We start from the raw sequence: 25,058 nt of genomic DNA on the forward strand, positions 1-25,058 counted from the left end.
CACACCTGGGGGTGACTCAGCGGGTCTGTGGCGACCTGCCCGCTTTCGTCCTCAGTGTCGGTGTGGCGTCCCCCTGCCGATCGCCCGTTCCCTTACTCGCGTCCTGACCTTTTGTCACACGCTGACCCAAGGATGAGGGCTCTCTTACCGTGTCGCGCGGTTTAGCGGTCGCTCTCCGCGAAAGGGTGAAGTATCCGGCATGCAGACCCGTCGGGAGACGCAGACGTGACCACACCTGGGGACCCCAACGAGCCCCGCCCGGGGCAGGACCAGCCTCGAGAGCAGCAGGACACGCCCGAACCCGAGTGGTGGAACGAGGGCGCCCTGCCCGGCGACGACCACCCACCCGGCCGCCCGCCCGGCGAGGACGACGAACGCCCGGACGAGGCGCCCGGTGAGCCTGGGGGGCCGGACGAGCCGGTGCGGCCGGGTCAGGCGCCGCAGGGGCCGGGTGAGTCCGTGCGGCCGGGAGAGTCCGTGCGGCCGGGTGAGTCCGTGCGGCCGGGAGAGTCCGTGCGGCCAGGTCGGGCGCCGCAGGGGCCGGGTGAGCCCAGGCGGCCGGGCGAGGAGCCGATCGCGCCCGCGCCGCCCGTGGTGCCGCCGCCCGACGTGCCGCCGACGCACGAGCCCCGACCGGCCGGGCGGCCCGCACACCCCGACCTGCCGACCTCACCCGAGACCTCGCAGCCCGTCGGCGGCGGGACCTCGCCCGAGCGGCCGTCTCACCCCGACCTGCCGACCGCGCCCGAGGTTCCCGGCCCGATCGGCGGCGGGGGCCCGTCCGCCACGGCCGGCGGGACCTCGCCCGAGCGGCCCGCTCATCCCGATCTGCCGGCAGCGCCCGAGGTTCCCGGGCCGATCGGCGGCTCCGGCTCGGCCGGGTCGTCACGGCCGGCCGAGGGCCGGGAAGGCCCGTCCGGAGCCGGGACGGAAGCCGGGGGCGAAGACGCGGGCGGGCGGTTGCGTCCCGTCGGCGGCGAGGACGCGGGGGAGGAGCCGCGAGCACCCGAGGGCCCGCAGGAGCGGCCTTCGGGCGGTGACGCCGAGGAGACGCAGGTGTTCCCCATCCCCGGCGGCAGGCCGGCCTACCCGGGGTGGGGCGAGGCGCCGCAGGAGGACGAGCCACCGGCCAAGCCGCAGCCCTCGCGCTACGAGCAGCCGGACCAGCCGCACTTCGCGCCACCGGGCGGCTCGCGCTGGGAAGGCGGCCAGGCGGGCACGCCACCCGCAGGAGCCGGTCCGGCCGGCACGCCGCCGCACGCGGGCGGGCCGGGCGGCGACCAGGCCCACCCGGCCGAGCAGCAGGAGCAGCGCGACCAGGCGTACCGGGAGGGCCGCCAGTACGAGCAGGGCCGTGGCCACGGGCCCGCCGAGGGCGAGGAGCCGGGCGGCGTCTGCATGCCGGGCGAGGGCGACCAGCCGGGCGGCATCTGCCTCCCGGGCGAGGGACAGCAGGGCCAGAGCTACCAGCCAGGCCAGGGCTATCGGCCGGGTGAGGGCTATCGGCCGGGTGAGGCGCAGGCGGGCCAGGGCCGGCAGCCGGGCGAAGGGCAAGAGGGCCAGGGCCGGCAGCCGGGCGAAGGGCAAGAGGGCCAGGGCTGGCAGTCAGGCGAAGGGCAAGAGGGCCAGGGCTGGCAGTCAGGCGAAGGGCCAGGGGGCCAGGGGCAGCAGCCGGGCGAAGGGGAGCAGCCGGGCCAGGGTCACCAGCCCGGGCAGTACCCGTCCGGGCAGTACCCGTCCGGGCAGTACCCGTCCGGGCAGGGGCAGCCGTACCAGGGCGGGCGCGACGAGGACCAGACGATCCCGGGCACGATGCCGTCAAGCCCGTACGGCGGCCCGCCCGGCTACCCGCCGCCTCCGCCTCCAGGCGCGCCCTACGGCCCGGGAGGCGGCCAGTACGGCTACGGCCAGTACCAGCCGCCCCGCCCGGGCAATGGCCTGGCGACGGCCTCGCTCGTGCTCGGCGTGGCCAGCCCGTTCCTGGTCTTCGTCTGCTTCACGGGCCTGATCACCGCGATCCTGTCGATCATCTTCGGCTGGGTCGCGCTGGCCAAGGGCGCGGGCCGGGGCCGCGCGATCGCCGGCATCGTGATCAGCGTCCTGTCGCTGATCCTGTTCGCGATCGTGGCGATCTGGTTCTGGAACGTGGTGCAGGAATGCGCCCAGCTGCCGAGCCCGGCCGCCGATCGCTGCTTCGAGTCGAAGTTCCCGTGGATGACCGGCACCGAGTGACCAGGCCGGCCCGCTGCGGAGGCCTTATCCGCTCAGAGCCGGGCCGCGACCGGGGGCCGCGACCGGGGGCCGCGACCGGAGGGCCGCCACGGCCGCAGGGCGGCACCGATGCCGGAGTCGCTGAGGGCGCGTAAGTGCCAGGGGGAGCGGCTGCGGCTGCGTCAGGCCGCGAGCGGCGGGCCGGACGGCAGGTCGTCAGTGGCCGGGCCGAGACGGCGGGGTCGCGGAAGGCCGGGCGGGATGCGGCGTGGCCGAGTGGGATGCGGCGGGGCCGTGTGGGGGGCCGGGCCGAGTGGGATGCGGCGGGGCCGAGTGGGGGGCCGGGCCGAGTGGGACGCGGCGGGGCCGAGTGGCGGGGCGGGTCAGAGGGGCAGGTACGGGGAGAGGTCGGCGCGAGAGCCGCTGGCGGAGACGGCGCCTTTGGCGACGGCCTCGTCCCAGGTGAGCCGCCCCAGCGCGAGCTCGATCCACGTGCGCCCGTCCATCTCGACGACGTTGGGCGGCGTGCCGCGCGTGTGGCGGGGCCCTTCGATGGCCTGGACGGCGGCGTACGGCGGCACGCGGACCTCGACGGTGCGGCCGGGCGCGGCGGCGGCGAGCTTGTCGAGGAGGTATCGCACGGCGAGCCTGGCGGCGTCGCGCTCGGGCCGCAGCCCGCGGTCGTAGGCGGCGAGCACGGCGGCGACGAGCGCGTCGGGCAGGGCGGAGGCGGGCCCGTCGAAAGGGGGCGAGTCGAGGGCGACGAGCTGGCCGTCGAGCGCGGCTCTGAGCTTTTCCGGGTCGAGCTTGCGTGGTGGCACCCCTCCATTGTCTCGCGGCGACCGTCCATCGAGAGGCGTTCATCGAGAGGCGTTCATCGAGAGGGTGAGTTTCGTTCACCTCCGGTTTCGACGCCGCCCGTAGCCTCCCCGCCGTACAACTGCGTACTTCTTGGAGGACCTGTGGCGAACCCCAACGCGGGAGGCCGTCGGCTGCTGCCGCTGCTGCCGGCCCCGCACAAAGGTGGCCGATCCGCGCTGACCTGTCGGTTCCGGTGCGGCAACGCGTGCGCGCACGACGTCGCCAACACCACGGACAACGCCTATTTCGGCGACGTGGTGAAGGAGGCGCTGTCGCGCCGCGGCGTGCTGCGGGCCGGCGCGCTCGGCGCCCTGGTCGCGGGAGCGGGCATCGCGGGGGCGGCGCCGGCGCTCGCGGACGGGCAGGCGGCGACGGCGGGGGCGGCGGAGACGGCGAGCCGTCCCGGCGGCGGCTCCGGACTGCGCTTTACCCCGGTGCCGCCGAACAAGGAGGACGCGTTGCGCGTCCCCGACGGCTACAAGTCCTCGGTGGTGGTGCGCTGGGGCGACCCGGTGCTGCCGGACGCGCCGGAGTTCGACTTCGAGAACCAGACGGCGGAGGCCCAGAGCAAGCAGTTCGGCTACAACTGCGACTACGTGACGGTGTTCCCGCTGGGCCGGGACCGGGCGCTGATGTGGGTGAACCACGAGTACACCGACGAGAGCCTGATGTTCCGCGGCTACACGGGCGGGGCCGAGGCCACGGAGGAGGAGATCAGGATCGCGCTGGCCGCGCACGGCGGCTCGGTGGTGGAGATCGAGCGGGTCGGCGGCAGCGGCGAGTGGCGGCTGGTCACCAAGGGCCGCCGGCGCTACAACCGGCGCATCACGGCCCAGACGAAGATGCGTTTCAGCGGCCCCGCCGCCGGTCATGAGCTGCTGAGGACGGCCGCCGACCCGAAGGGCCGCACGCCGATCGGCATGCTCAACAACTGCTCGGGCGGCACCACGCCGTGGAAGACGGTGCTGACCGCCGAGGAGAACATCGACCAGTACTTCGTCAACGGCGACAAGGTCCCCGCGAAGCAGAAGCCGTACATCGAGCGCTACACGATCACCACGGGCACGCCGGAGGACAACCGCCGCTTCGACCGGGTGGAGGAGCGCTTCGACCTGGCCAAGCACCCGAACGAGGCCAACAGGTTCGGGTGGATCGTGGAGATCGACCCGTTCGACCCCGACTCGACGCCGATCAAGCGCACCGCGCTCGGCCGGTTCAAGCACGAGGCGGCCACCACCACGCTGGCCCGCGACGGCCGCCTGGTGGTCTACATGGGCGACGACTCGCGCTTCGAGTACATCTACAAGTACGTCTCCAAGGACCGCTACATCCCGGGCAACGACCGGCACAACCGCTCGCTGCTCGACGAGGGCACCCTGTACGTCGCCAAGTTCACCGGCGACAGCCCGAAGAAGGAGATCGACGGGTCGGGAAAGCTGCCGAAGGACAAGGAGTTCGACGGCTCGGGCGAGTGGATCCCGCTGGTGTCGGGCGACCGCTCGCATGTTAAGGGCATGTCGGCGGCCGAGGTGCTGGTCTACACGCGGGTCGCGGCCGACAAGGTGGGCGCGACGAAGATGGACCGCCCCGAGGACATCGAGCGCAACCCGGTGACCGGCGGCGTGTTCGTGGCGCTGACCAACAACACCAACCGCACCCCGGCCCAGGTGGACGAGGCGAACCCGCGCGCGAAGAACAAGCACGGCCACGTGCTGGAGATCACCGAGCGGGGCGGCGACGCGGGCGAGCGGCGCTTCGCCTGGTCGCTGGTGCTGGTGTGCGGCGACCCGAAGGACCCGGACACCTACTTCGCCGGTTACGACAAGCGCAAGGTCTCGCCGATCTCCTGCCCGGACAACGTGACGTTCGACAAGGACGGCAATCTGTGGATCTCCACGGACGGCAACGAGCTGGGCTCCAACGACGGCCTGTTCGTGATGCCGGTCAAGGGTAAGGAGCGCGGGCACCTGCGCCAGTTCCTGACCGTCCCGGTGGGCGCGGAGACGTGCGGCCCGCTGGTCTCCTCCGACCAGCGCAGCGTGTTCGTGGCGGTGCAGCACCCGGGCGAGATCGACGGCGCATCGCCGGAGAACCCGGCCAGCCGCTGGCCGGACGGCGACCAGCCGCGCCCGGCGGTGGCGGTGGTCTGGCACGGCAAGGGCAAGAAGATCGGGGCTTGACCTCAAGTTAAGTCCAGGTCCTACCGTCCATGCCATGAGCATGGAGATGACGGCCTGGCACCAGCTGTACTCGATGAACAACCGGCCGGAGCGTCGCAAGCCGTCGCGGGCGACGCTCCGGCGCATCGCGGCCTTCGCCCGGCCGCATCGGGCGAAGATCACGTGGTTCGTGCTGCTCAGCATCGTGCTCGCGGGCCTCGCCGTGGGCTCTCCGCTGCTCGCGGGCCGGGTGGTGGACGCCATCTTCCAGGGCGAGCCGCTCGGCGTGGTGGTCACGGTGTCGCTGGCGATCGCCGGGATCGCGATCGCGGAGGCCGGGCTCGGGCTGCTGAACCGGTGGCTGTCGGCGGGGCTCGGCGAGGATCTCATCCTCGACCTGCGTACGGCGGTCTTCGACCACGTCCAGAAGATGCCGATCGCGTTTTTCACGAGGACCCGTACGGGCGCCCTGGTGAGCCGGCTGAACAACGACGTGATCGGCGCGCAGCGCGCCTTCACCGACACGCTCTCCAGCGTGGTGGGCAACCTCGTCACGCTCGCGCTGACGCTGGTCGCCATGATCGGTATCTCGTGGCAGATCACGCTGCTGGCGCTGCTGCTCCTGCCGGTGTTCATCCTGCCGGCGCGGCGGATGGGCGGCAGGATCGCCCGGCTGCGGCGCGAGGCGGCCGACCACAACGCGGCCATGGGCAACCAGATGACCGAGCGCTTCTCCGCGCCGGGCGCGACGCTGGTCAAGCTGTTCGGCCGGCCCGCGCACGAGTCGGCCGAGTTCGCCCGCAGGGCCCGCAGGGTCCGCGACATCGGCGTGCGCACCGCGATGACGCAGACGACGTTCGTCACCGCGCTCACCCTGGTCTCGGCTCTCGCCCTGGCCCTGGTGTACGGCCTGGGCGGCTTCTACGCCCTGCGCGGCCAGCTCCAACCGGGCGCGCTCGTGTCGATGGCCATGCTCCTCACCCGCCTGTACGCCCCGCTGACCGCGCTGGCCAACGCCCGCGTGGACGTCATGAGCGCGGTCGTCAGCTTCGAGCGGGTCTTCGAGGTGCTCGACCTCAAGCCGCTCATCCAGGAGCGGCCGGGCGCCCGCGAGGTGCCGGACGGCCCGGTCTCGGTGGAGTTCGAGGACGTGCGCTTCTCCTACCCGTCGGCCGACAAGGTCTCGCTGGCCTCGCTCGAGGAGGTGGCCGTGCTCGACACGCGCGGGGGCGAGGGGGTGCTGCACGGGGTGTCGTTCCGCGCCGAGCCCGGGCAGATGGTGGCGCTGGTCGGCTCGTCGGGTGCGGGCAAATCCACGATCGCCCAGCTCCTCCCGCGCCTGTACGACGTGGACTCGGGCGCGGTGCGGATCGGCGGCGTGGACGTACGCGACCTGACCGCCGACTCCATCCGCGACACGCTCGGCATGGTCACCCAGGACGGCCACCTCTTCCACGACACCATCCGCAACAACCTGCTGCTGGCCAGGCCGGAGGCGAGCGAGGAGGAGTTGTGGGACGCGCTCACCCGCGCCCGCCTCGCCCAGCTCATCAGGTCGCTGCCGGACGGGCTGGACACGGTGGTGGGCGAGCGCGGCTACCGGCTGTCGGGTGGCGAGCGGCAGCGGCTCACGATCGCCCGGCTGCTGCTGGCCAGGCCCCGCGTGGTGATCCTGGACGAGGCGACGGCCGCGCTGGACTCGACGTCGGAGGCGGCGGTGCAGGCGGCGCTCGGCGAGGCGCTCGAGGGCAGGACCGCCGTGGTGATCGCGCATCGGCTGTCCACGGTGCGGGCGGCCGACCTGATCCTGGTGATCGAGGACGGGCGGGTGGTCGAGCGCGGCACGCACGCCGAGCTGCTGGCGGCGGGCGGCCGCTACGAGGAGCTGTACCGCACTCAGTTCGAGGACCCGACGGCCACGGGGGCCGCCGCCTGAGCGTCGCCGGCGGCGGACCGGCCGCGCCGCAGCGCGTAGAGCGCGATCGGTACACCGGTCAGCACCACCACGGCCGCGATGACCAGCGTGAACCGGTAGCCGTCGAGGAAGGCGGCGACCGGCGGCAGTCCGCTCGCGCCCTGCCTGGCGTGCAGGATCGCGCCGAGCACGGTGATGCCGAGCAGCCCGAAGACCTGGCGGAAGACGTTGAGCGCGCCGGAGGCGATGCCGGTGCGCTCGCCGGGCATGCCGTCGAGGATGGCGGCCGTCAGGGGGACGAGCAGGCCGCCGCCGAGGCCGTACAGGATGAACCAGGGGGCCACGTCGGCGTAGCCGGCGCCCGCGCCGACGCGGGAGAGCATGAAGATCGCGACCGCCATGAACGTCATGCCGAGCGCGACCGTGCGCGCGACGCCGAAGCGCGCCGCGATCCGCTGTGACAGCACCGACAGCACGCCCATCACCACCGCCATCGGCACGAACGACGCGCCCGCGGCGGTGGGGGAGAAGCCGAGCACGTTCTGCAGCCACAGGGCGCTGAAGAAGTAGACGCCGAACACGCCGAACGTCCAGACGCCGGTGATGAGCAGGCCGCCGGAGAACACCCGCGAGCGGAACAGCGACATCACGATCATCGGCTCGGCTGCCCGCCGCTCGGCCAGGAGGAACGCCGCCGACGCGAGCACGGCCAGGCCGAGGCAGGCCAGGATCGGGGCCGAAGTCCAGCCGGCGCTTTCGCCCTCGATGAGCGCGTACGTCAAAGCGAACAGCGCGAGTGCGGAGGTGACCAGGCCGGGCAGGTCGAGGCTGTGCCGCACCCGGTCACCGGCCGGCGCGATCGCCCACAGCGCGAGCGCGGCCGTCACCACGCCGATGGGCACGTTGATCAGGTAGATCCAGCTCCAGTGCAGGTGCTCGCTGATGAATCCGCCCGCGGCGGGCCCGATCGCCATGGACAGCGGCATCGCCGCGCCCCAGATGCCCACCGCCTTGGCGCGCTCGCCGGGGTCGGTGAAGGTCTGCCGGATCAGCGTGAGCGTGGCCGGCGCGAGCAGGGCCGCGCCGGCGCCCTGCGCGGCGCGGGCGGCGATGAGCATCCCGCCGGAGACGGCGAGCCCGGCTGCCAGCGAGGCCAGCGTGAAGATCGCCAGCCCGGTGAGGAAGACCCGGCGGGCGCCGAGCACGTCCGCGAGCCGCCCGCCGGCCAGCATGAGCCCGGCGAACACCAGGACGTACGAGCTCACGATCCATTCGAGCCCCGAGATCGTCAGCTCTAAGTCCCGCTGGATGGTGGGCAACGCGACGTTGCCCACGTTGTTGTCCAGGAAGGTCATGAAGCCGCCCAGCGTCACGGCGGCCAGCGCCCACCACTTCACGATGAAGCCTCCTATACACCGTACTTGTACGGCGTATAGGTAACTTGTACGCCGTATAGTTGTCAACCGTGATGGGAAAGCTGACCGCGCAGGCGATCGCGGAGCGCGCGCTGCAGATCGGCGACGCCGAGGGCATCGAGGCCGTGACCATCCGGCGCCTCGCCGCCGACCTGGGCGTCACCCCGATGGCCCTCTACTGGCACTACAAGAACAAAGAGCAGCTGCTCATCGGCATGGCCGACCACCTGATCAGCGGCTTCGCCCCCAAGGAGGCCGACGAGCGGCCCTGGCAGGAGCAGCTCCGCGAGCTCACCCTCGGCCTGATCAGGACCCTGCGCTCCTACCCGTGCGCGAAGACCATCCTGGAGCAGATCGACCCCATCACGGTGCCGAGCTTCCTGACCGTCTGGGAGGCGGCGCTGCGGCTGACCCGGCTGGCCGGCTTCGGCGTCGAGGAGAGCTGCCTCATCACCAAATACCTGCTGGACTCGGCCATCTCCTTCGCCGGCGCGCCCGTGCGCCACCGCGCGGGCCGCACGCCAGAAGAGGTGGAGGAGATCGGCAGGACCAAGCGGGCCGGGCTGCAGGCGCTGAACGCCGACGCCTACCCCCACCTGGTCGAGATGGCCCACCTCCTGGTGACCCCGCTCGACGCCCGCCTGTACGACACCTTCGGCGTCGACCTCGTCATCAGCGGCATAGAGGCGCTGGCGGCCAGACGTTAGAGTCCCGATCATGGCCTTCGAGCTGATCTGTGAGATCGAACCGCCGACCCGCCCCGATCTGAAGCACGTCAGGCATCAGATCGGCACGCTGAGCACGATCGCCCACGCCTTCCTCATCCCCGACAACCACATCGGCCGCGCCACCGTCTCCAGCGTGGCCGTGGCGCACGAGGTCGAGGCGATGGGCGGGCGCGGCATCGCCTGCCTCAACTCGCGCGACCGCAACCTCCTCGGGTTCCGCCGCGACCTGCTGACGGCCGCCGCGTACGGCGTCGAGCGCTTCCTGTTCGTCTACGGCGACAAGCCCGCGAGCGGCAACCGTACGAGCGATCTCACCGTGCGCTCGATGATCGAGGAGGCGCGGGAGTTCTCGCCCGGCTTCCAGGTGGGCGCGGCGGCGGCGCTGCGCCCGCTGCCGGCCTGGAAGCGCACAGCCGACTTCCTGTTCTCGCAGGTCAGCTTCTCGGTGGAGGCCCAGCTCCGCTGGCGCGATGAGCACCCCGTCGATCTGCCGGTCTACGCGGGCGTGATGGTGCTGGCCAGCGAGCGGCACGCCCGCACCCTGGCCGCCGCCATCCCCGAGATCGCCATCCCCGACGAGCTTGTGAGCGCGGTGGCGGCCGACCGGATGGCGGGGGTCGAGGCCGCGTGCGAGCAGGTGCTGGCGCTGCGCGAGAGCGGGGCGTTCGCCGGGGTGCACCTTATCCCGGTCGCCCGCTACCGCGAGGTGGAGGCGCGGCTGGCCGCCGCGCTCTGAGGCCGTGCCAGGACAGCGAGCACGGCCCCCGCCAGGGCCACGGCGGCCAGCACCGCGTACGCCCGCTGGAAGCCGTCCATGAGCTGCCCCACGGCCACCGGCGAGAGCGCCGACAGCGTGCCCGCGTACACCTGGGCGCGCAGCTCGGGCCCCACCGACGAGGTCAGCACGCTGAGCGACAGGCCGACGCTGAGCACGATGCCGACGTTCATCACCATCACCCGCAGCCCGTTCACCACGCCCAGGCTGCCGGCCGGCAGCTCGCTCATCACCTGGGTGGTGTTGCCGGTCAGGAACGTTCCGCTGCCGCAGCCGGCCACGAACAGCCCGATCCCGATCACCCAGTACGGCGTGCGCGCGCCGGCCGTCAGCGCCAGCGTGCCCAGCCCGGCCGCGCTCAGCAGTGCGCCGCCGACGGACAGCGCGTACGGCGACACCTTCCGCCCCAGCATGCCCACGATCGGCGAGGCCAGCCCGATCCCCACCGGCACGGGCAGCACGCTCAGCCCCGCCTCGAACGCGTCCACGCCCCGCGCCGCCTGGAAGTACAGCGCGACGACCAGGATCAGCGCCGAGCGGGCCAGCGCGTTGCAGAACGAGGCCAGGTTCGCGCACGCCAGCAGCCGCCCGCCGAACAGCCGCAGGTCGAGCACCGGGTTCTCCGACCGCCGCGCGGCCCACACGATCAGCGGCACCAGCACGGCGAACGCCGCCGCCCCCGCGAGCACGACCGGGCTGGAGACACCCCGCGAGCCCGCCTCCGACAGCGCCAGCAGCAGTGCCGACAACGCGGCGAACACCAGCACGTTGCCCAGCGCGTCCACCGGCTGCCTGGGCCGCCGGGGCATCCTGCGCAGGACCGCCGCGCCGACGCCGAGCGCGAGCAGCCCGGCGGGCACGTTCACCCAGAAGATCCACTGCCAGCCGGCCGCCTGCGCGATGAGGCCGCCCAGCGTCGGCCCGGCGAGCTGGGCCACCGACAGCGTGCCGATGTAGACGCCCATGCCCTGGCTGAGCCGCTCGGGCGGGAACGCGTCGGTGATGATCACCGTGCCGTTCGCCAGGATCATGGCCGCGCCGATCGCCTGGAACACCCGCATCGCGATGAGCAGGCCCACGGACGGCGCCAGCCCGGCGAGCAGCGAGGCCAGCGTGAACAGCGCGAACCCGGTCAGGTAGACCTCGCGCCTGCCCAGCAGGTCGGCCACCCGGCCGAAGAACACCAGGCTCGCGGTGTTGACCAGCAGGAACGACAGCAGGATCCAGCCGGACTCCAGCGGCCCCGCCTGGAAGTGCCGCACGACGGCGGGCAGCGCCACGTTCAGCGTGCTGCCCGCGATGCCGATGAGGACCAGGCCCAGGCTGGTGACCGCGCAGACCCGCCAGGCGTAGCGCATGCGGGTGGCGTCGGGTGAGGTGACCGCGACCATGACTTCCACTATGACGTACGTCGTACGTCGTGGAATGTCGTCATCTGGCGTGCTTGCGCAGACCCTCCACGTCGTGGATGACCACCCGCCGCCTGCCGGTCTCGATCAGCCCCCGGTCGCGCAGCGCGCGCAGCGCCTTGCTGACGGCCTCGCGGGAGGCGCCGGTCCAGCCGGCCAGCTCGTCCTGTGAGAGCGGCAGCGCCACCCGCACGCCCTCGGCGGTCTTCTCGCCGTAGCGCTCGGCCAGCTCGATCAGCCGGGTGGCGACCCTGCCGGTGGTGTCGAAGGCGCCGTACTCGATGCGCTTTCTGTCGGAGTCGCGAAGCTTGGCGCTGATCTGCCGCATGAGCAGCACCGCGACGCGTCCGTGGGACTCCAGGAACGAGACGAAGTCGCGGACGACGATCCCGGAGATCGGTTCGAGCGCGGTGACCGTGGTCGAGCGGGGCGAGCCGTCGATGGCCGACAGCTCGCCGATGAGCGCGCCGGGGCCGCGCACGGCCAGCACCACCTCCGTGCCCGCGCTCGTGTGCGACGAGCACTTCACCCGGCCGTCCAGCAGCACGAGGACCCAGTCGGACGTGTCGCCCTCGGTCATGATGGTCGTGCCGCGGTCCCACCGCCGCAGGCGGCCGGCCGCTTTGAGCGAGGCGACCTCCTCGTCGGTCAGCAGCGTGAGGAACTCGCCAGGTTCGGGGGCCATGCGCTGATTATGGCGGCAACCGGACCCCGCTTCTATGCCGATCTTCTAGCCGAAACCCTTCAGCACGTACGCGCTCACCGGCTCTTCCTTGCCCTTCAGGCTGAGCGCGCCCAGGGAGCTCACCGAGGCGTCATCTCCGAGCCGCAGGTACGTCGCCTCGCCGATCACCACCGTGCCGGGCTCGGCGATCGCCTGCAGCCGGGCGGCCACGTTCACGCAGTCGCCCATCGCGTTGAAGCCGCGCAGCTCGGGGCTGCCGATGTTGCCCACCAGCGCGGGCCCGGTGTTGACGCCCACCCGGAACGTCGGCCACTCCACGCCGTCCGAGCGCTGCCCGGCCATCTCCTCGGCCACCTCGGCGGCGGCCCGCTGCATCTCCAGTGCCGCCTTGCAGGCCGCCCGCGCATGGCCGGGCTGCGTGGCCGGCGCGTTGAACAGCGCGAGCAGTGCGTCTCCCACGAACTGCACGATCGTGCCGCCGTTGCGGAGAATGCAGGGCACGGCGGCCGTGTGGTAGCGGTTGAGCATGTCGACGATCTCGCCGGGCGTCACCTTCTCCGAGAACGTCGTGAAGCCCTTGAGGTCGGCGAAGAGCGCGGTCAGCTCCCTCACCTCGCCGCCCAGCTCCGCCTGCGCCGGGTCGGCGAGCAGCGCATGCGCCACGTCCGGCGACATGTACTGGTGGAACAGCGTGTGCAGCTCCCGGTAGAGCCGGGCGTTCTCCAGCGCGATCGACAGCTGCCCGGCGAGCGTCGCGGCCAGCGCCTCGTCCTGGCTGGTACGCCCGGTCGGCACCTCCAGCACGCCCGCCAGGTGGCCCTTGACGGTCAGCGGGAAGGCCAGCAGCCCGTCGCGCCTGATCGGGTCGTCGCCCACGAAGGCGTACGCGCGCGAGCCGATCTGCGTCTTGCCGTCGGCCACCAGCGCGATCTTCACATCACCGTACGCCTGCCGCACCCGCTCCAGCGAGGCCGTCAGCAGCTCGTCCTCCGGCAGGCCCACCCGCGTCTTGACGCTCACGTCCACCAGCGCCGACAGCCGCTGCGACACCTCGCGCTCCTCCGCAAGCGCCCGCCCGGCCCGGTCGAGCACCGCCACCTGGCCCTCGTTGAGCCGGAACTTGCCCGACAGCCGGGCCGCGGCCAGCGGCTCGCCCTTGCGCACGTGCTCGACCAGCTCCTCCAGCGCCTGGTCGTAGTCGCGCCTGATGCGGGCCACGGTCTCCGACAGCGCCACCGAGTCGAACAGCCCCGCGCTCGATCCCTCGCGCCGGAACTGCAGGTAGGCGCTGTAGGCCACGAACCCGAACGCCAGTGTCAGCAGCAGGTGCCACTCCCACCACGACAGGTGCCAGTTGAGCTGCGACATCCCGGCCACCATCGACTCGGCGAGCAGCGCGTACGCGGTGATCAAACTGATCAGCATGGCCGAGGGGCGCCGCCGGTGCAGCAGGAACATCATCACCGCCGCGGCCGAGTACAGCAGCAGGCCCGGCACCGAGCCCCACATCAGCCAGCCGATCGGCGAGACCTCGGGCGGCTCGCTCACCGCGGTCAGGCCGGGCACCAGCGACACCACGCCCCACAGCGCCATGACGCCGAGCAGCGCGCCGCGGACGAAGTGCTGCCACGACAGCACCGCCGTCGCGACCCGCTCGCCGAGCGGCAGCGCGGAGACGAACGCGAACACCGCCGCGATCGACAGCCCGAGCTGCTGCCCCGCGTCGAAGCCGACCGAGCCGGCCGGCAGGATCACCTTCGGGGTGGCCAGGCCGTGCAGGAAGAAGAAGCCGGCGTTGGTGATGAACACCATGGACACCAGGAACAGCCGGGCGTCGCCGCGCCGCCGCGAGGCCTCGCTGATGAGCACCCCGAGCACGAGGTTCACACCGGCGACCAGCAGGATCAGCCAGAAGTGGCTCGGGTTGTGCTGCCACGGGATGTTGAGGTGGTCGTTGGCCAGCAGCAGCCACAGACCGAGCATCGGCAGCGCCAGGTGGACGCCCCAGACCACGCCGCGTACGGGCTGGGTGGCCGGTGGGAGATAGGACGCCGGATCGGGGGTCGACACAGACCGATTATCCACGCGCACCCGCTGCCGCTACTGCGTCGTTTTACTCACCCGGAAAAGCACCGGCAGAGGAAAAGGGCCGGTACGGATATCCGTACCGGCCCTCAGAAAAGTCGTCGCGTCAGCCGAACAGCGCGGGAAGCGTCGCGGTGTGCGTCTCCCGGAGCTCCTCGACCGGCACCTCGAACACGTCCTTGACGACCAGCGACGAGCCGCCGGTCTCGCCGAGCCCGTAGCACGGCACGTCGTGCCGGCCGCACAGGGAGGCCAGCTCGTCGTACGCCTCGGGCCGCACCACGACCAGCGCCCGCGCCGCCGACTCGCTGAACAGGTCGGTGAACGGGTCGCCGGTCAGCTCGACGGTCGCGCCGATGCCCTTGGCCAGGCACGACTCGGCGAGCGCGATGGCCAGACCGCCGTCGGACAGGTCGTGGGAGCCGGCGAGCAGCCCGCGCCGCGCCGCCTCGACCAGCACGGTGCCGAGCGCCTCCTCGGCCTCCAGGTCGGCCTGCGGCGGCAGCCCGCCCAGGTGGCCGTGGACGACGTGGGCCCACTCCGAGCCGCCGAACTCCTCGCGGGTGTCGCCCAGCAGCACGACCTTCAGCCCCTCGGCGACGAACCCGGTGGGCACCCGCTTGGCGACGTCCTCGATGACGCCGAGCACGCCCACCACCGGCGTCGGGTGGATGGCGGTCGAGCCGGTCTGGTTGTAGAAGGAGACGTTGCCGCCGGTCACCGGCACGCCGAGGGCCTTGCAGGCGTCGGCGAGCCCCCGCACGGCCTCGGCGAACTGCCACATCACCTCGGGGTCCTCGGGGGAGCCGAAGTTGAGGCAGTTGGTGACGGCGAGCGGCTTCGCGCCGGTGACGGCGACGTTGCGGTACGCCTCGGCCAGCGCGAGCTGCGCCCCCGCGTACGGGTCGAGCTTGGCGTAGCGGCCGTTGCCGTCGGTGGACAGCGCGATGCCCCGGGTGGTCGGCTCGGCGCCCGCGATGGCCTCGGAGATGCGCAGCATGCCCGCGTCGGCCGGCTGGGCCAGCACGGTGTTGGAGCGCACGTAGCGGTCGTACTGGTCGGTCACCCACGCCTTGGAGGCGAGGTTCGGCGAGCCGAGGAGCTGCAGCAGCGTGTGCCGCAGGTCGGTCGGGCGGGGCAGCCGGTCGGGGGTGTCGGCGTTGAGCGCCGCCTGCCCGGCGGGCTCGTGGAACGGCCGCTCGTAGACCGGCCCGTCGTCGGCCGCCGTGCCCGGCGGGATGTCGACGATGACCTCGCCGTCCCAGGTCATGACGAGCCTGCCGGTGTCGGTGACCTCGCCGATGACGGTGGCCGGGACGTCCCACTTGGCGCAGATCGCCATAAACGCCGGGATGTCGTCGGGCCGGACCACGGCCATCATGCGCTCCTGCGACTCGCTCATGAGGATCTCCTCGGGCCGGAGCGAGGGGTCGCGGAGCGGGACGAGGTTGAGGTCGACGGTCATGCCGCCGGTGCCCTTGGCGGCCAGCTCGGTGGTGGCGCAGGAGACGCCGGCCGCGCCGAGGTCCTGGATGCCGACCACGACGTCGGCGGCGTACAGCTCCAGGCAGCACTCGATGAGCAGCTTCTCCATGAACGGGTCGCCGACCTGCACGGCGGGCCGCTTGGCCTGCGACTCGTCCTCGAACGTGGCGCTGGCCAGCACCGACGCGCCGCCGATGCCGTCGGGGCCGGTGGCCGCGCCGAACAGCACGACCTTGTTGCCCGGCCCCGGGGCGGTGGCGAGCTTGATCTGGTCCTTGCGGAGCAGGCCCACGCACAGCGCGTTGACCAGCGGGTTGCCGATGTAACAGGGGTCGAAGGCGACCTCGCCGCCGATGTTGGGCAGCCCGAGGCAGTTGCCGTAGCTGCTGATGCCCTCGACCACGCCGGGCAGCACGCGCCGGGTGTCGGGGGCATCGGCGCCGCCGAAGCGCAGCGCGTCCATGACGGCGATCGGGCGCGCGCCCATCGACATGATGTCGCGCACGATGCCGCCGACGCCGGTGGCCGCGCCCTGGTGCGGCTCGACGTAGGAGGGGTGGTTGTGCGACTCGATCTTGAACGTGGCCGCCCAGCCGTCGCCGATGTCGACCACGCCGGCGTTCTCGCCCATGCCCACCAGCAGCGCCTCGGACTTGGGCGCCTTGGTGGCGAACTGCTTGAGATGGACCTTGGACGACTTGTACGAGCAGTGCTCGGACCACATGACGCTGTAGATGGCCAGCTCCGCGCCGGTGGGACGGCGGCCCAGGATCTCTTTGACCCGGTCGTACTCGTCCTGCTTCATGCCCAGCTCGGCGAAGGGCATCGGCTCGTCGGGGGTCTGCGCCGCGCGCTGCACGGTGTCAGTCATGCGTTCACCAGGTTCTTCAGGATGGAGGTGAAGATGCCGAGGCCGTCGGTGCTCGGGGCGCCGACCAGCTCCTCGACGGCGTGCTCGGGGTGCGGCATGAGCCCGACGATGTTGCCGGCCTCGTTGCGGATGCCGGCGATGTCGTTGAGCGAGCCGTTGGGGTTGCCGATGTAGCGGAAGACCACGTGGCCGCCCGCCTCCAGCGCGGCCAGCGTGTCGTCGGATGCGACGTAGCGGCCCTCGCCGTGCTTGATCGGCAGCACGATCTCCTGGCCCTGCGTGAAGCTGTTGGTCCACGCCGTCGCGGTCTGCTCGACCTTGAGCCGCTGGTCACGGCAGACGTAGTGGAGCGAGGCGTTGCGGGTGAGCGCGCCGGGCAGCAGGTGCGCCTCGCAGAGGATCTGGAAGCCGTTGCAGGTGCCGATGACCGGCAGGCCCGCCTTGGCGGCGGGCACCAGCTCCTCCATGATCGGCGCGAACCGGGAGATGGCGCCGCAGCGCAGGTAGTCGCCGTAGGAGAAGCCACCGGGCAGGAAGACCGCGTCGACTCCCTTCAGGTCGTGGTCGGCGTGCCACAGCGGGACGGCCTCCGCGCCCACGAGGCGCACGGCTCTGGCTGCGTCCTGATCGTCGAGTGTGCCGGGAAACGTGACAACGCCCACACGGGCAGCGCTCATGACAGTCGTCCCCTCCGGAGGAATGCGCGCGCCACCGTCCCATCGGGGCGGTTCGGCGGTATCACCAGGTTATCGGGTGCGCTCCGGTGGTCGGCATCGGCTCGGACGCGGGACGTACGCGCAGGTGGGGCGGGTCACACGGCGGCGAGCTCCCGGGGGCGCGCCTCGGCGTCGTCGTCGTCCCAGGAGAGGTTCTTGCGCAAGTGGACCGTGGTGCCACGGCCCGGCGTGACGCCGAACGAGATCTCATCGACGACCGAACGCATGATCAGCAGGCCGCGGCCGTTCTCGGTGTCGGGAGGAGGAAAGTGCGGAGGCATCTGCGGCACCCCGTCACCGTTGTCGGCCACGCGCACGTCGCAGTGGCCGGCACCGATCGCCGCCGTCACCTCGTAGCGGTTGGCCGGCCCTCCGTGCCGGACCGCGTTGGAGCACGCCTCGGACACGGCGAGCAGCATGTCGGCGATGCAGGTCTCGCTCACGTTGAGTGAACGCATGGCGTCGCCTAGCACTCGCCTGACCATCGGTATGCCGATCGCATCCCGAGGCAGTGCCAACGAGAACTCAATATCCACCGGACTCCTCCGGGCTCCGGAATGTCACCTGGAGTAGGTTTCCCTGAGAAAACGGGGCTAACCGCAAAATCACGTTGTTGTTATTTACTGTTGGCAAGCCCGTGGGATTGTGGCACGCCCGAACCCGGCTTTAACCACCCCAGGGGAAATCCAGCCCCCAAATGTGCCTTCTACCCCTCAACCCGGACGACGTAGTCCTCGATCACGGTGTTGGCGAGCAACGTCTCGGCCATCTTGCGCACTTCGGCGAGCGCCGCCTCGTCGGCCGGGCCTTCGATCTCCAGCTCGAAGCGCTTGCCCTGGCGGACGGCGGAGACGCCGGAGAAGCCGAGCCTGGGCAGCGCCCTGGCGATCGCCTGGCCCTGCGGATCGAGGATCTCGGGCTTCAGCATGACGTCCACGATGACGCGGGCCACTGCGTTCCTCCTGGGAGCGGTGGGTGGATGGGAAGCACAGCCTACCGGCGCGTGTGCCTGCCGACACAACGGGAACGGGGAGGACAAGGGGCTTGCGCGGAGGGCTGTGATGTCTGCCACGATGGCCCCAAAAGCGCACGAACCTCCACCTCCCGGTTCGGCGCTACGAAGGCTGGCCTAAGGTGGCAACCCCACCCCCGGACCGGCCCCGACCACAGGAGTGGCACGTGACACAAGACGCCTCTCGTGGTGCTGACGCACCTCCTGAGCTCGTCCAGCTGCTCACCCCCGAGGGAGAGCGGGTCGAGCATCCCGACTACGACATCGATCTGACCTCCGAGGAGATCCGGTCGCTCTACCGCGACCTGGTCCTCGTCCGGCGCATCGACCTGGAGGCCGTCGCCCTGCAACGCCAGGGCGAGCTCGGCATCTGGGCCTCGCTGCTCGGCCAGGAGGCCGCGCAGATCGGTTCGGGGCGCGCGCTGACCGACTCCGACATGGCCTTCCCCACCTACCGCGAGCACGGCGTGGCCTGGTGCCGCGGCGTCGATCCGGTGAAGCTCCTCGGCCTGTTCAGAGGGGTCAACCACGGCGGGTGGGACCCCAAGGAGCACAACTTCCACCTGTACACGATCGTCATCGGCAGCCAGACCCTCCACGCGGTCGGCTACGCCATGGGCATCCAGCGCGACGACGCCAGCGCCGCCACCATGGTCTACTTCGGCGACGGCGCCACCTCCCAGGGCGACGTCAACGAGTCGTTCATCTGGGCCAGCGTGTTCAACGCGCCGATCGTGTTCTTCTGCCAGAACAACCAGTGGGCCATCTCCGAGCCGCTGGAGAAGCAGACCCGCATCCCCCTCTACCGGCGGGCCTCCGGCTTCGGCTTCCCCGGCGTCCGGGTGGACGGCAACGACGTCTTCGCCTGCCTCGCCGTGACGCGCAAGGCGCTGGAGGCGGCGCGCACCGGCCAGGGGCCGACGCTGATCGAGGCGTTCACGTACCGGATGGGCGCCCACACCACCACCGACGACCCCACCCGCTACCGGGTCGCCAGCGAGCTGGAGGCGTGGAAGCTCAAGGACCCGATCGAGCGGGTCAAGTCGTACCTGTTCAAGACCGAGCAGGCCGACCAGGCGTTCTTCGACTCCGTCGAGGCCGAGGCCGACCAGCTCGGCGCCGACCTGCGCAGGCGGTGCCTGGCCATGCCCGACCCCGAGCCCCTCGCCATCTTCGACCACGTCTACAGCGAGCCCCACGCCCTGATCGACCAGGAGCGCTCCCAGTTCGCCGCGTACCTGGAGGGGTTCCGTGACTGAGCGAGGCGAATTCACCGGCCGCTTCGGGGCGAAGGAGGCGTCGTGACCGTACTCAGCCTGTCCAAGGCGCTCAACGAGGGCATGCGCAAGGCCATGGAGGACGATCCCAAGGTCCTCATCATGGGCGAGGACGTCGGCAAGCTGGGCGGCGTGTTCCGGGTCACCGACGGGCTGCAGAAGGACTTCGGCGAGGACCGCGTCATCGACACCCCGCTCGCCGAGTCCGGCATCATCGGCACCGCGATCGGCCTGGCGCTGCGCGGCTACCGCCCGGTGTGCGAGATCCAGTTCGACGGGTTCGTCTTCCCCGCCGCCGACCAGATCATCACCCAGCTCGCCAAGATGCCGATGCGCTCGCTCGGCGCGATCAAGCTGCCCGTCGTCGTCCGCATCCCCTGCGGCGGCGGCATCGGCGCGGTCGAGCACCACAGCGAGTCGCCGGAGTCGTACTTCACCCACACCGCCGGCCTGCGCGTGGTGGCCTGCTCCAACCCCGCAGACGCGTACACGATGATCCAGCAGGCCATCCGCAGCGACGACCCGGTGATCTTCTTCGAGCCCAAGCGGCGCTACTGGGAGAAGGCCGACATCGACACCTCCTCCACCGACTGGTGGACGCCGCTGCACGCCGCCAAGGTCGTACGCCCCGGCTCCGACGCCACGCTGCTGGCCTACGGCCCCATGGTGAAGACCTGCCTGGAGGCCGCCGCGGCGGCCGAGGACGACGGGCGCTCGCTGGAGGTCATCGACCTGCGCTCGCTCAATCCGCTGGACGAGCCGGTGATCATGGAGTCGGCGCGGCGCACCGGCCGGGTCGTGGTCGTGCACGAGGCGCCCGTCTACAGCGGCTTCGGGGGCGAGCTCGCGGCCAGGATCACCGAGCAGTGCTTCTATCACCTGGAGTCGCCCGTGCTGCGCGTCGGCGGCTTCTCCACCCCCTACCCGCCGTCGAAGCTGGAGGAGCACTACCTGCCCGACCTGGACCGCGTGCTCGACGCCGTCGACCGGACCTTCGGGTACTGAGGGGGTTGCATGCGACGCGAGTTCAAGCTGCCCGACGTCGGCGAGGGCCTGACGGAGGCGGAGATCGTCCGCTGGCACGTCAAGCCCGGCGACGAGGTCAAGGTCAATCAGATCGTGGTGGAGATCGAGACGGCGAAGTCCATCGTCGAACTGCCGATCCCCTGGGACGGCGTGGTGGCCGGGCTCATGGCGGCCGAGGGCGAGACGGTCGACGTGGGCAACCCGATCATCGCGGTGGACACCGCGGGCGATGACGGCGCTCCCGCAGCGGACACCGACGCGGCGCCCGCCGACGACATGGTGCCGCAGCCGCCCGCCGAGGGCGCGGTCGAGCCGGGCGTGCACGGCAGCCCCGCGCCCAAGGAGGAGCGGCAGGCGGTCCTGGTCGGCTACGGCGTCAAGACCGGCGCGACCAAGCGCCGCCCGCGCAAGCAGGCCGCGCCGGGCCGGCCCACGAACCCGGTGGCCAACCCCGACCGCGTGGGCCTGGACGCCCCGCCCTCCAGCCCGCCGCCGCCCATCGCGGCCAGGCCGCCGGCTCCGCCCGCCGCGGCCAGGCCGCCCGCCCCCGCGCCCGCCGCGGGTCCCGCCGCGCCTTCAGGTCAGGGGCGGCCGCTGGCCAAGCCCCCCGTGCGCAAGCTCGCCAAGGACCTCGGCGTCGATCTCACCACGGTGACCGGCACGGGCCCGCAGGGCTCGATCACCCGCGAGGACGTCCATGCCGCGGCGGCGGCGCGTACGCAGCGGCAGCCGGCGGCGGCGAAGGCCGCCCAGCAGCGGGAGGAGCGCATCCCGATCAAGGGCGTGCGCAAGATGACCGCGCAGGCCATGGTTGCCAGCGCCTTCACCGCCCCGCACGCCACCGAGTTCCTCCAGGTGGACATGACGGCCACCATGGACGCCGTGCGCCGCCTGCGCGAGCTGCCGGAGTTCGCGCAGGTCAAGGTGTCGCCGCTGCTGCTGGTCGCCAGGGCGGTGCTGACGGCGATCGGCCGGCACCCGATGATCAACTCCTCGTGGGACGAGGACGCTCAGGAGATCGTGGTCAAGCACTACGTGAACCTGGGGATCGCCGCCGCCACCCCGCGCGGCCTGGTGGTGCCGAACGTCAAGGACGCGCACGAGCTGTCGCTGCCCGAGCTGGCCGCGCGGCTGGCCGAGCTGACGGAGACGGCCAGGGCGGGCCGCACGCAGCCGGCGGAGATGGCGGGCGGCACGTTCACGATCACGAACGTCGGCGTCTTCGGCGTGGACGGCGGCACCCCGATCATCAACCCCGGCGAGGCCGCGATCCTCGCCTTCGGCCAGGTCAGGGACATGCCGTGGGTGGTGGACGGCGCGCTCGCCGTGCGCAAGGTGGCGACGCTGTCGCTGTCGTTCGACCACCGCATCGTGGACGGCGAGCTGGGCTCGCTCTTCCTGCGCGACGTGGGCGCGATGCTCGAGGACCCGATCAGGATGCTCGCCTGGAGCTGACGCCGGTACGACGGCCGCCGGGAGGACCCCTCTCCCGGCGACCGCCGTACGGCGGGGACACCCGCACCCACCGCGTCAGAGTCTCCGAAGGCCCCTCCAGATACAGTGGCTTTCATGATTCGCCACATCGTGCTGTTCACCTGGAGCGACGACGCGACCGACGAGCAGAAGGCCGCGGTGTCCGAGGCGCTGAAGACGCTGCCGGGCCTGATCCCGCAGATCAAGTCGTACACGTACGGCGAGGACGCCGGCATCAACCAGGGCAACTACGACTTCGCGATAGTGGCGGACTTCGACAGCGTCGACGACTACCTCGTCTACCGCGACCACCCGGAGCACCAGGCGGTCATCGCCGAGCGCATCAAGCCGATCGTGGCCTCGCGCGCCGCCGTCCAGCTCGGTCTCTGAACGGCCTCCTGGGGTCTCAGACCTCCGGCGGGTGGTTCTCGCGGTGCATCAGCCGGCCTTCGGACGTGCTGCCCCGGCGAGGGGCCAGCACGATGCTCAGCACGATCCCGGCGCCGCCGACGATCATGAAGATGAGGCCGATGACGTCCATGTGCACGCTCTGGCCGAAGACGTCGGGTTCGATGGCGAACCTCAGGATGGCGCCAAGCGTGAGGAAGAAGATGCTTACCCCGACACCCATGACGACCTCCAGGCAAAAGACGCGTACAGCCACCGTCATACCCGGGTAAGGCTCACCACACCCGTCGCAATCAAGCTTGATCGGGCCGCCCTCACCCGGCCCGTCCCGCCCCTGCTCGGCGCCCGTTTTCGAGCGGCCGTCCTCGAAGGCGCGATGACCGGGAGAGAGGGGTGGCCGGTGGCGCGTGGGGCGCCCGTTTTCGAGTGGCCTCCTCGAAGGCGTGGTGGCTTCGAGAGGAAGATGGCCGGTGGCAGGCGCGGCGCGCCCGCTATTGAGCGGCTTGACGGCGGGGCGGCCGGATCGGGGGGATGACGTCGAAGGTGCGTGGGGTGCTCGGTCGCGCGGCGCAGGCCGCCGGAACGGCGGGTGCCGCCGCTCCTGGCCGTGCCCCACGCGGGGACACGGCCAGGAGGTGGGGCGGAGGGGGCTTCAGAAGGCCGCCTCGGGCAGCTCCATCAGCTCCTGGCCGGTGGAGTCGAGGCTGCGGCGCTCGGCGGCCAGGCGGGGCAGCACGGTCTTGGCGAAGAACGACGCCGCGGCGACCTTGCCGAGGTAGAACGGGTCCTCGCCGCCGGACAGCTTCTGCAGCGCGACCTCGGCCTGGCGCTGCAGCAGCCAGCCGATGATCAGGTCGCCGAGCGCGAGCAGGAACCTGGTCGTGTTCAGGCCGACCTTGTAGACCTCCTCGGGCTTCTCCAGCGAGGCGAGCGCCCAGCCGGCCATCGTGTCGCCCATGGCCTTGACCTCGGCGGCGGCCTCGGCGAGCAGCTTGCGCTCCTCCTTCAGCCGGCCGTTGCCCGCCTCGGAGGCGGCGAACGCGTTGATCTCGGCGAGCAGCTTGCCGATGGCCGAGCCCTGGTTGCGCAGGATCTTCCGGAAGAACAGGTCCTGGCCCTGGATCGCGGTGGTGCCCTCGTACAGGGTGTCGATCTTGGCGTCGCGGATGTACTGCTCGATCGGGTAGTCCTGCAGGTAGCCCGAGCCGCCCAGGGTCTGCAGCGAGCGGGCGAGCAGCTCGTACGACCGCTCGGAGCCCACGCCCTTGACCACCGGCAGCAGCAGGTCGTTCATCTCGCGGGCGTGCCGGTCGTCCGGGTCGATGAGCAGGGCGTCCTGGAAGGTCGCGGTGTAGAGCACGAGCGCGCGCATGCCCTCCACGTAAGCCTTCTGCAGCATCAGCTCGCGCCGTACGTCGGGGTGGTGGGTGATGGTGACCCGGGGCGCGCTCTTGTCGGCGCTCTTGGTCAGGTCGGCGCCCTGCACGCGGGCCTTGGCGTACTCCAGGGCGTTGAGGTAGCCGGTGGACAGCGTCGCGATGGCCTTGGTGCCGACCATCATGCGGGCGTGCTCGATGACCATGAACATCTGCTTGATGCCCTCGTGCACCTCGCCGACCAGCCAGCCGACCGCGGGGTGCTTGTCGCCGAAGGTGAGCTCGCAGGTCGTGGAGACCTTCAGGCCCATCTTCTTCTCGACGTTGGTGACGTAGACGCCGTTGCGCTCGCCCAGCTCCCCGGTCTCGAGGTTCACGTGGTACTTCGGCACGAGGAACATCGACAGGCCCTTGGTGCCGGGGCCGTGGCCCTCCGGGCGGGCCAGCACGAGGTGGAAGATGTTCTCCGCCATGTCGTGCTCGGCGCTGGTGATGAAGCGCTTGACGCCCTCGATGTGCCAGCTGCCGTCGGGCTGCCTGATCGCCTTCGTCCGGCCGGCGCCCACGTCGGAGCCGGCGTCGGGCTCGGTCAGCACCATCGTGGCGCCCCAGTTGCGCTCGATGGCCAGCTCGGCGAAGCGCTTCTGCTCGGGGGTGCCGAGCCGCCACAGCGTGTAGGCGAAGTTCGGCCCGGCCGCGTACATGTAGAGCGCGGGGTTGGCGCCGAGCACCATCTCGGCGGTGGCCCAGGCGACGCTGCGCGGCAGGCCGGGGCCGCCCAGGTCGGCGGGCAGGTCGAGGTTCGCCCAGCCGCCGTCGACCAGCGCCTTGTACGACTTCTTGAAACCCTCGGGGAGCTTCACGGAGCCGGTGGCCGCGTCGAACACGGGCGGGTTCCTGTCGCCCTCTTCAAAGGAGTCGGCGAGCACGCCGGTCGCAAGGCGGTTCATCTCGTCGAGTACGGAGCGTACGACGTCCTCGTCGATCTCCGCGAAGCGCCCGGTGCCGAGGATCTCGCCTCTCCCGAAGACCTCGAAGAGGTTGAACTCCAAGTCGCGCACGTTGCTCTTGTAGTGGCCCATGGGCGTCGATCTCCTTGAACCGAGGCTGCTGTACTGGTCAGTAACCTTACTCTGAAATGCTACCCGCGGGTAACCCACGGCATGCATGG

The 25,058-nt window shown here is 71.5% G+C and carries 20 protein-coding genes; 9 read left to right on the forward strand and 11 right to left on the reverse strand.

The window, feature by feature from the left end; genetic code table 11:
• Positions 1–225: 225 nt before the first annotated feature.
• Positions 226–2,232, forward strand: coding sequence for a hypothetical protein (locus ACGFIM_RS20680; RefSeq protein WP_393202490.1), 2,007 nt, complete (start codon positions 226–228; stop codon positions 2,230–2,232).
• Between the two features lie 362 nt (positions 2,233–2,594).
• Here ACGFIM_RS20680 and ACGFIM_RS20685 read toward each other — a convergent pair whose 3' ends face one another.
• Positions 2,595–3,032, reverse strand: a complete 438-nt coding sequence (locus ACGFIM_RS20685; RefSeq protein WP_393202492.1) for a sterol carrier family protein — start codon at positions 3,030–3,032, stop codon at positions 2,595–2,597.
• 141 nt (positions 3,033–3,173) lie between these two features.
• On the opposite strand from ACGFIM_RS20685, the gene ACGFIM_RS20690 reads away from it, so the two are divergent.
• Positions 3,174–5,252: a PhoX family protein gene (locus tag ACGFIM_RS20690; protein ID WP_393202494.1), complete on the forward strand. Its 2,079-nt coding sequence runs from the start codon at positions 3,174–3,176 to the stop codon at positions 5,250–5,252.
• A gap of 34 nt (positions 5,253–5,286) precedes the next feature.
• A complete protein-coding gene (locus ACGFIM_RS20695) occupies positions 5,287–7,167 on the forward strand; it encodes an ABC transporter ATP-binding protein (RefSeq protein ID WP_393202496.1) in 1,881 nt (626 codons plus the stop codon).
• Here ACGFIM_RS20695 and ACGFIM_RS20700 read toward each other — a convergent pair.
• A complete protein-coding gene (locus ACGFIM_RS20700; protein WP_393202498.1) occupies positions 7,128–8,543 on the reverse strand; it encodes a DHA2 family efflux MFS transporter permease subunit in 1,416 nt (471 codons plus the stop codon). The genes ACGFIM_RS20695 and ACGFIM_RS20700 overlap by 40 nt on opposite strands.
• Before the next feature lie 71 nt (positions 8,544–8,614).
• Between ACGFIM_RS20700 and ACGFIM_RS20705 the strand changes: the two genes are divergently transcribed.
• Both ACGFIM_RS20705 and ACGFIM_RS20710 read left to right on the forward strand, forming a co-directional pair.
• Complete coding sequence (locus tag ACGFIM_RS20705; protein WP_393202599.1) at positions 8,615–9,268, forward strand: TetR/AcrR family transcriptional regulator; 654 nt, start codon at positions 8,615–8,617, stop codon at positions 9,266–9,268.
• 10 nt (positions 9,269–9,278) lie between these two features.
• The gene (locus ACGFIM_RS20710) at positions 9,279–10,025 is read left to right on the forward strand and encodes a methylenetetrahydrofolate reductase (RefSeq protein ID WP_378785529.1); all 747 of its coding nucleotides are present in this window, start codon (positions 9,279–9,281) and stop codon (positions 10,023–10,025) included.
• Here the strand turns inward: ACGFIM_RS20710 and ACGFIM_RS20715 are convergent.
• The 7 genes from ACGFIM_RS20715 to purS form a co-directional block, all read right to left on the reverse strand.
• The gene (locus tag ACGFIM_RS20715; RefSeq protein WP_393202501.1) at positions 9,986–11,455 is read right to left on the reverse strand and encodes an MFS transporter; all 1,470 of its coding nucleotides are present in this window, start codon (positions 11,453–11,455) and stop codon (positions 9,986–9,988) included. The two genes, ACGFIM_RS20710 and ACGFIM_RS20715, sit on opposite strands and share 40 nt — an antisense overlap.
• 40 nt (positions 11,456–11,495) lie before the next feature.
• Complete coding sequence (locus ACGFIM_RS20720) at positions 11,496–12,158, reverse strand: Crp/Fnr family transcriptional regulator (RefSeq protein WP_393202503.1); 663 nt, start codon at positions 12,156–12,158, stop codon at positions 11,496–11,498.
• 45 nt (positions 12,159–12,203) lie between these two features.
• The gene (locus ACGFIM_RS20725) at positions 12,204–14,228 is read right to left on the reverse strand and encodes an adenylate/guanylate cyclase domain-containing protein (RefSeq protein WP_393202505.1); all 2,025 of its coding nucleotides are present in this window, start codon (positions 14,226–14,228) and stop codon (positions 12,204–12,206) included.
• 121 nt (positions 14,229–14,349) lie between these two features.
• Positions 14,350–16,599 carry a phosphoribosylformylglycinamidine synthase subunit PurL gene (gene purL, locus ACGFIM_RS20730; protein ID WP_393202507.1) on the reverse strand — a complete coding sequence of 750 codons (2,250 nt, stop codon included), beginning with the start codon at positions 16,597–16,599 and terminating at the stop codon, positions 14,350–14,352.
• Complete coding sequence (purQ, locus tag ACGFIM_RS20735) at positions 16,596–17,276, reverse strand: phosphoribosylformylglycinamidine synthase subunit PurQ (protein WP_393202509.1); 681 nt, start codon at positions 17,274–17,276, stop codon at positions 16,596–16,598. Before purQ ends, purL begins: the two co-directional genes overlap by 4 nt.
• Positions 17,277–17,410: 134 nt before the next feature.
• Entirely contained in the window at positions 17,411–17,800 is a 390-nt protein-coding gene (locus tag ACGFIM_RS20740) for an ATP-binding protein (protein ID WP_393202511.1), read from the reverse strand.
• A gap of 221 nt (positions 17,801–18,021) precedes the next feature.
• Positions 18,022–18,267 carry a phosphoribosylformylglycinamidine synthase subunit PurS gene (gene purS, locus ACGFIM_RS20745; RefSeq protein WP_364063329.1) on the reverse strand — a complete coding sequence of 82 codons (246 nt, stop codon included), beginning with the start codon at positions 18,265–18,267 and terminating at the stop codon, positions 18,022–18,024.
• Between the two features lie 227 nt (positions 18,268–18,494).
• On the opposite strand from purS, the gene pdhA reads away from it, so the two are divergent.
• The 4 genes from pdhA to ACGFIM_RS20765 all read left to right on the forward strand — a co-directional run bounded on the left by pdhA (position 18,495) and on the right by ACGFIM_RS20765 (position 22,493).
• Positions 18,495–19,586, forward strand: a complete 1,092-nt coding sequence (pdhA, locus tag ACGFIM_RS20750) for a pyruvate dehydrogenase (acetyl-transferring) E1 component subunit alpha (protein ID WP_393202514.1) — start codon at positions 18,495–18,497, stop codon at positions 19,584–19,586.
• A gap of 42 nt (positions 19,587–19,628) precedes the next feature.
• The gene (locus ACGFIM_RS20755; RefSeq protein WP_393202516.1) at positions 19,629–20,609 is read left to right on the forward strand and encodes an alpha-ketoacid dehydrogenase subunit beta; all 981 of its coding nucleotides are present in this window, start codon (positions 19,629–19,631) and stop codon (positions 20,607–20,609) included.
• A gap of 9 nt (positions 20,610–20,618) precedes the next feature.
• Positions 20,619–22,085, forward strand: coding sequence for a dihydrolipoamide acetyltransferase family protein (locus ACGFIM_RS20760; RefSeq protein WP_393202518.1), 1,467 nt, complete (start codon positions 20,619–20,621; stop codon positions 22,083–22,085).
• Positions 22,086–22,199: 114 nt separating this feature from the next.
• Positions 22,200–22,493, forward strand: coding sequence for a Dabb family protein (locus ACGFIM_RS20765; protein WP_393202520.1), 294 nt, complete (start codon positions 22,200–22,202; stop codon positions 22,491–22,493).
• A gap of 16 nt (positions 22,494–22,509) precedes the next feature.
• On the opposite strand, the gene ACGFIM_RS20770 is transcribed toward ACGFIM_RS20765, so the two are convergent.
• Together ACGFIM_RS20770 and ACGFIM_RS20775 are read right to left on the reverse strand one after the other, a co-directional pair.
• Positions 22,510–22,734: a hypothetical protein gene (locus tag ACGFIM_RS20770; RefSeq protein WP_393202522.1), complete on the reverse strand. Its 225-nt coding sequence runs from the start codon at positions 22,732–22,734 to the stop codon at positions 22,510–22,512.
• A 429-nt stretch (positions 22,735–23,163) separates the two neighbouring features.
• Positions 23,164–24,969, reverse strand: a complete 1,806-nt coding sequence (locus ACGFIM_RS20775; protein ID WP_393202524.1) for an acyl-CoA dehydrogenase — start codon at positions 24,967–24,969, stop codon at positions 23,164–23,166.
• Positions 24,970–25,058 lie beyond the last annotated feature (89 nt).

Source organism: Nonomuraea sp. NPDC049309, from assembly GCF_043196965.1.
Classification (GTDB): Bacteria; Actinomycetota; Actinomycetes; order Streptosporangiales; family Streptosporangiaceae; genus Nonomuraea; species Nonomuraea fastidiosa.

What these genes read in the sequence shown, in the direction of transcription:
- ACGFIM_RS20695 (WP_393202496.1), top strand. Translation starts at nt 5,287, where the DNA reads ATGAGCATGGAGATGACGGCCTGGCACCAGCTGTACTCGATGAACAAC.
- ACGFIM_RS20705 (WP_393202599.1), top strand. Translation starts at nt 8,615, where the DNA reads ATGGGAAAGCTGACCGCGCAGGCGATCGCGGAGCGCGCGCTGCAGATC.
- ACGFIM_RS20710 (WP_378785529.1), top strand. Translation starts at nt 9,279, where the DNA reads ATGGCCTTCGAGCTGATCTGTGAGATCGAACCGCCGACCCGCCCCGAT.
- ACGFIM_RS20715 (WP_393202501.1), bottom strand. Translation starts at nt 11,455, where the DNA reads ATGGTCGCGGTCACCTCACCCGACGCCACCCGCATGCGCTACGCCTGG.
- ACGFIM_RS20720 (WP_393202503.1), bottom strand. Translation starts at nt 12,158, where the DNA reads ATGGCCCCCGAACCTGGCGAGTTCCTCACGCTGCTGACCGACGAGGAG.
- purL (WP_393202507.1), bottom strand. Translation starts at nt 16,599, where the DNA reads ATGACTGACACCGTGCAGCGCGCGGCGCAGACCCCCGACGAGCCGATG.
- purQ (WP_393202509.1), bottom strand. Translation starts at nt 17,276, where the DNA reads ATGAGCGCTGCCCGTGTGGGCGTTGTCACGTTTCCCGGCACACTCGAC.
- ACGFIM_RS20740 (WP_393202511.1), bottom strand. Translation starts at nt 17,800, where the DNA reads ATGGTCAGGCGAGTGCTAGGCGACGCCATGCGTTCACTCAACGTGAGC.
- ACGFIM_RS20760 (WP_393202518.1), top strand. Translation starts at nt 20,619, where the DNA reads ATGCGACGCGAGTTCAAGCTGCCCGACGTCGGCGAGGGCCTGACGGAG.
- ACGFIM_RS20765 (WP_393202520.1), top strand. Translation starts at nt 22,200, where the DNA reads ATGATTCGCCACATCGTGCTGTTCACCTGGAGCGACGACGCGACCGAC.
- ACGFIM_RS20770 (WP_393202522.1), bottom strand. Translation starts at nt 22,734, where the DNA reads ATGGGTGTCGGGGTAAGCATCTTCTTCCTCACGCTTGGCGCCATCCTG.
- ACGFIM_RS20775 (WP_393202524.1), bottom strand. Translation starts at nt 24,969, where the DNA reads ATGGGCCACTACAAGAGCAACGTGCGCGACTTGGAGTTCAACCTCTTC.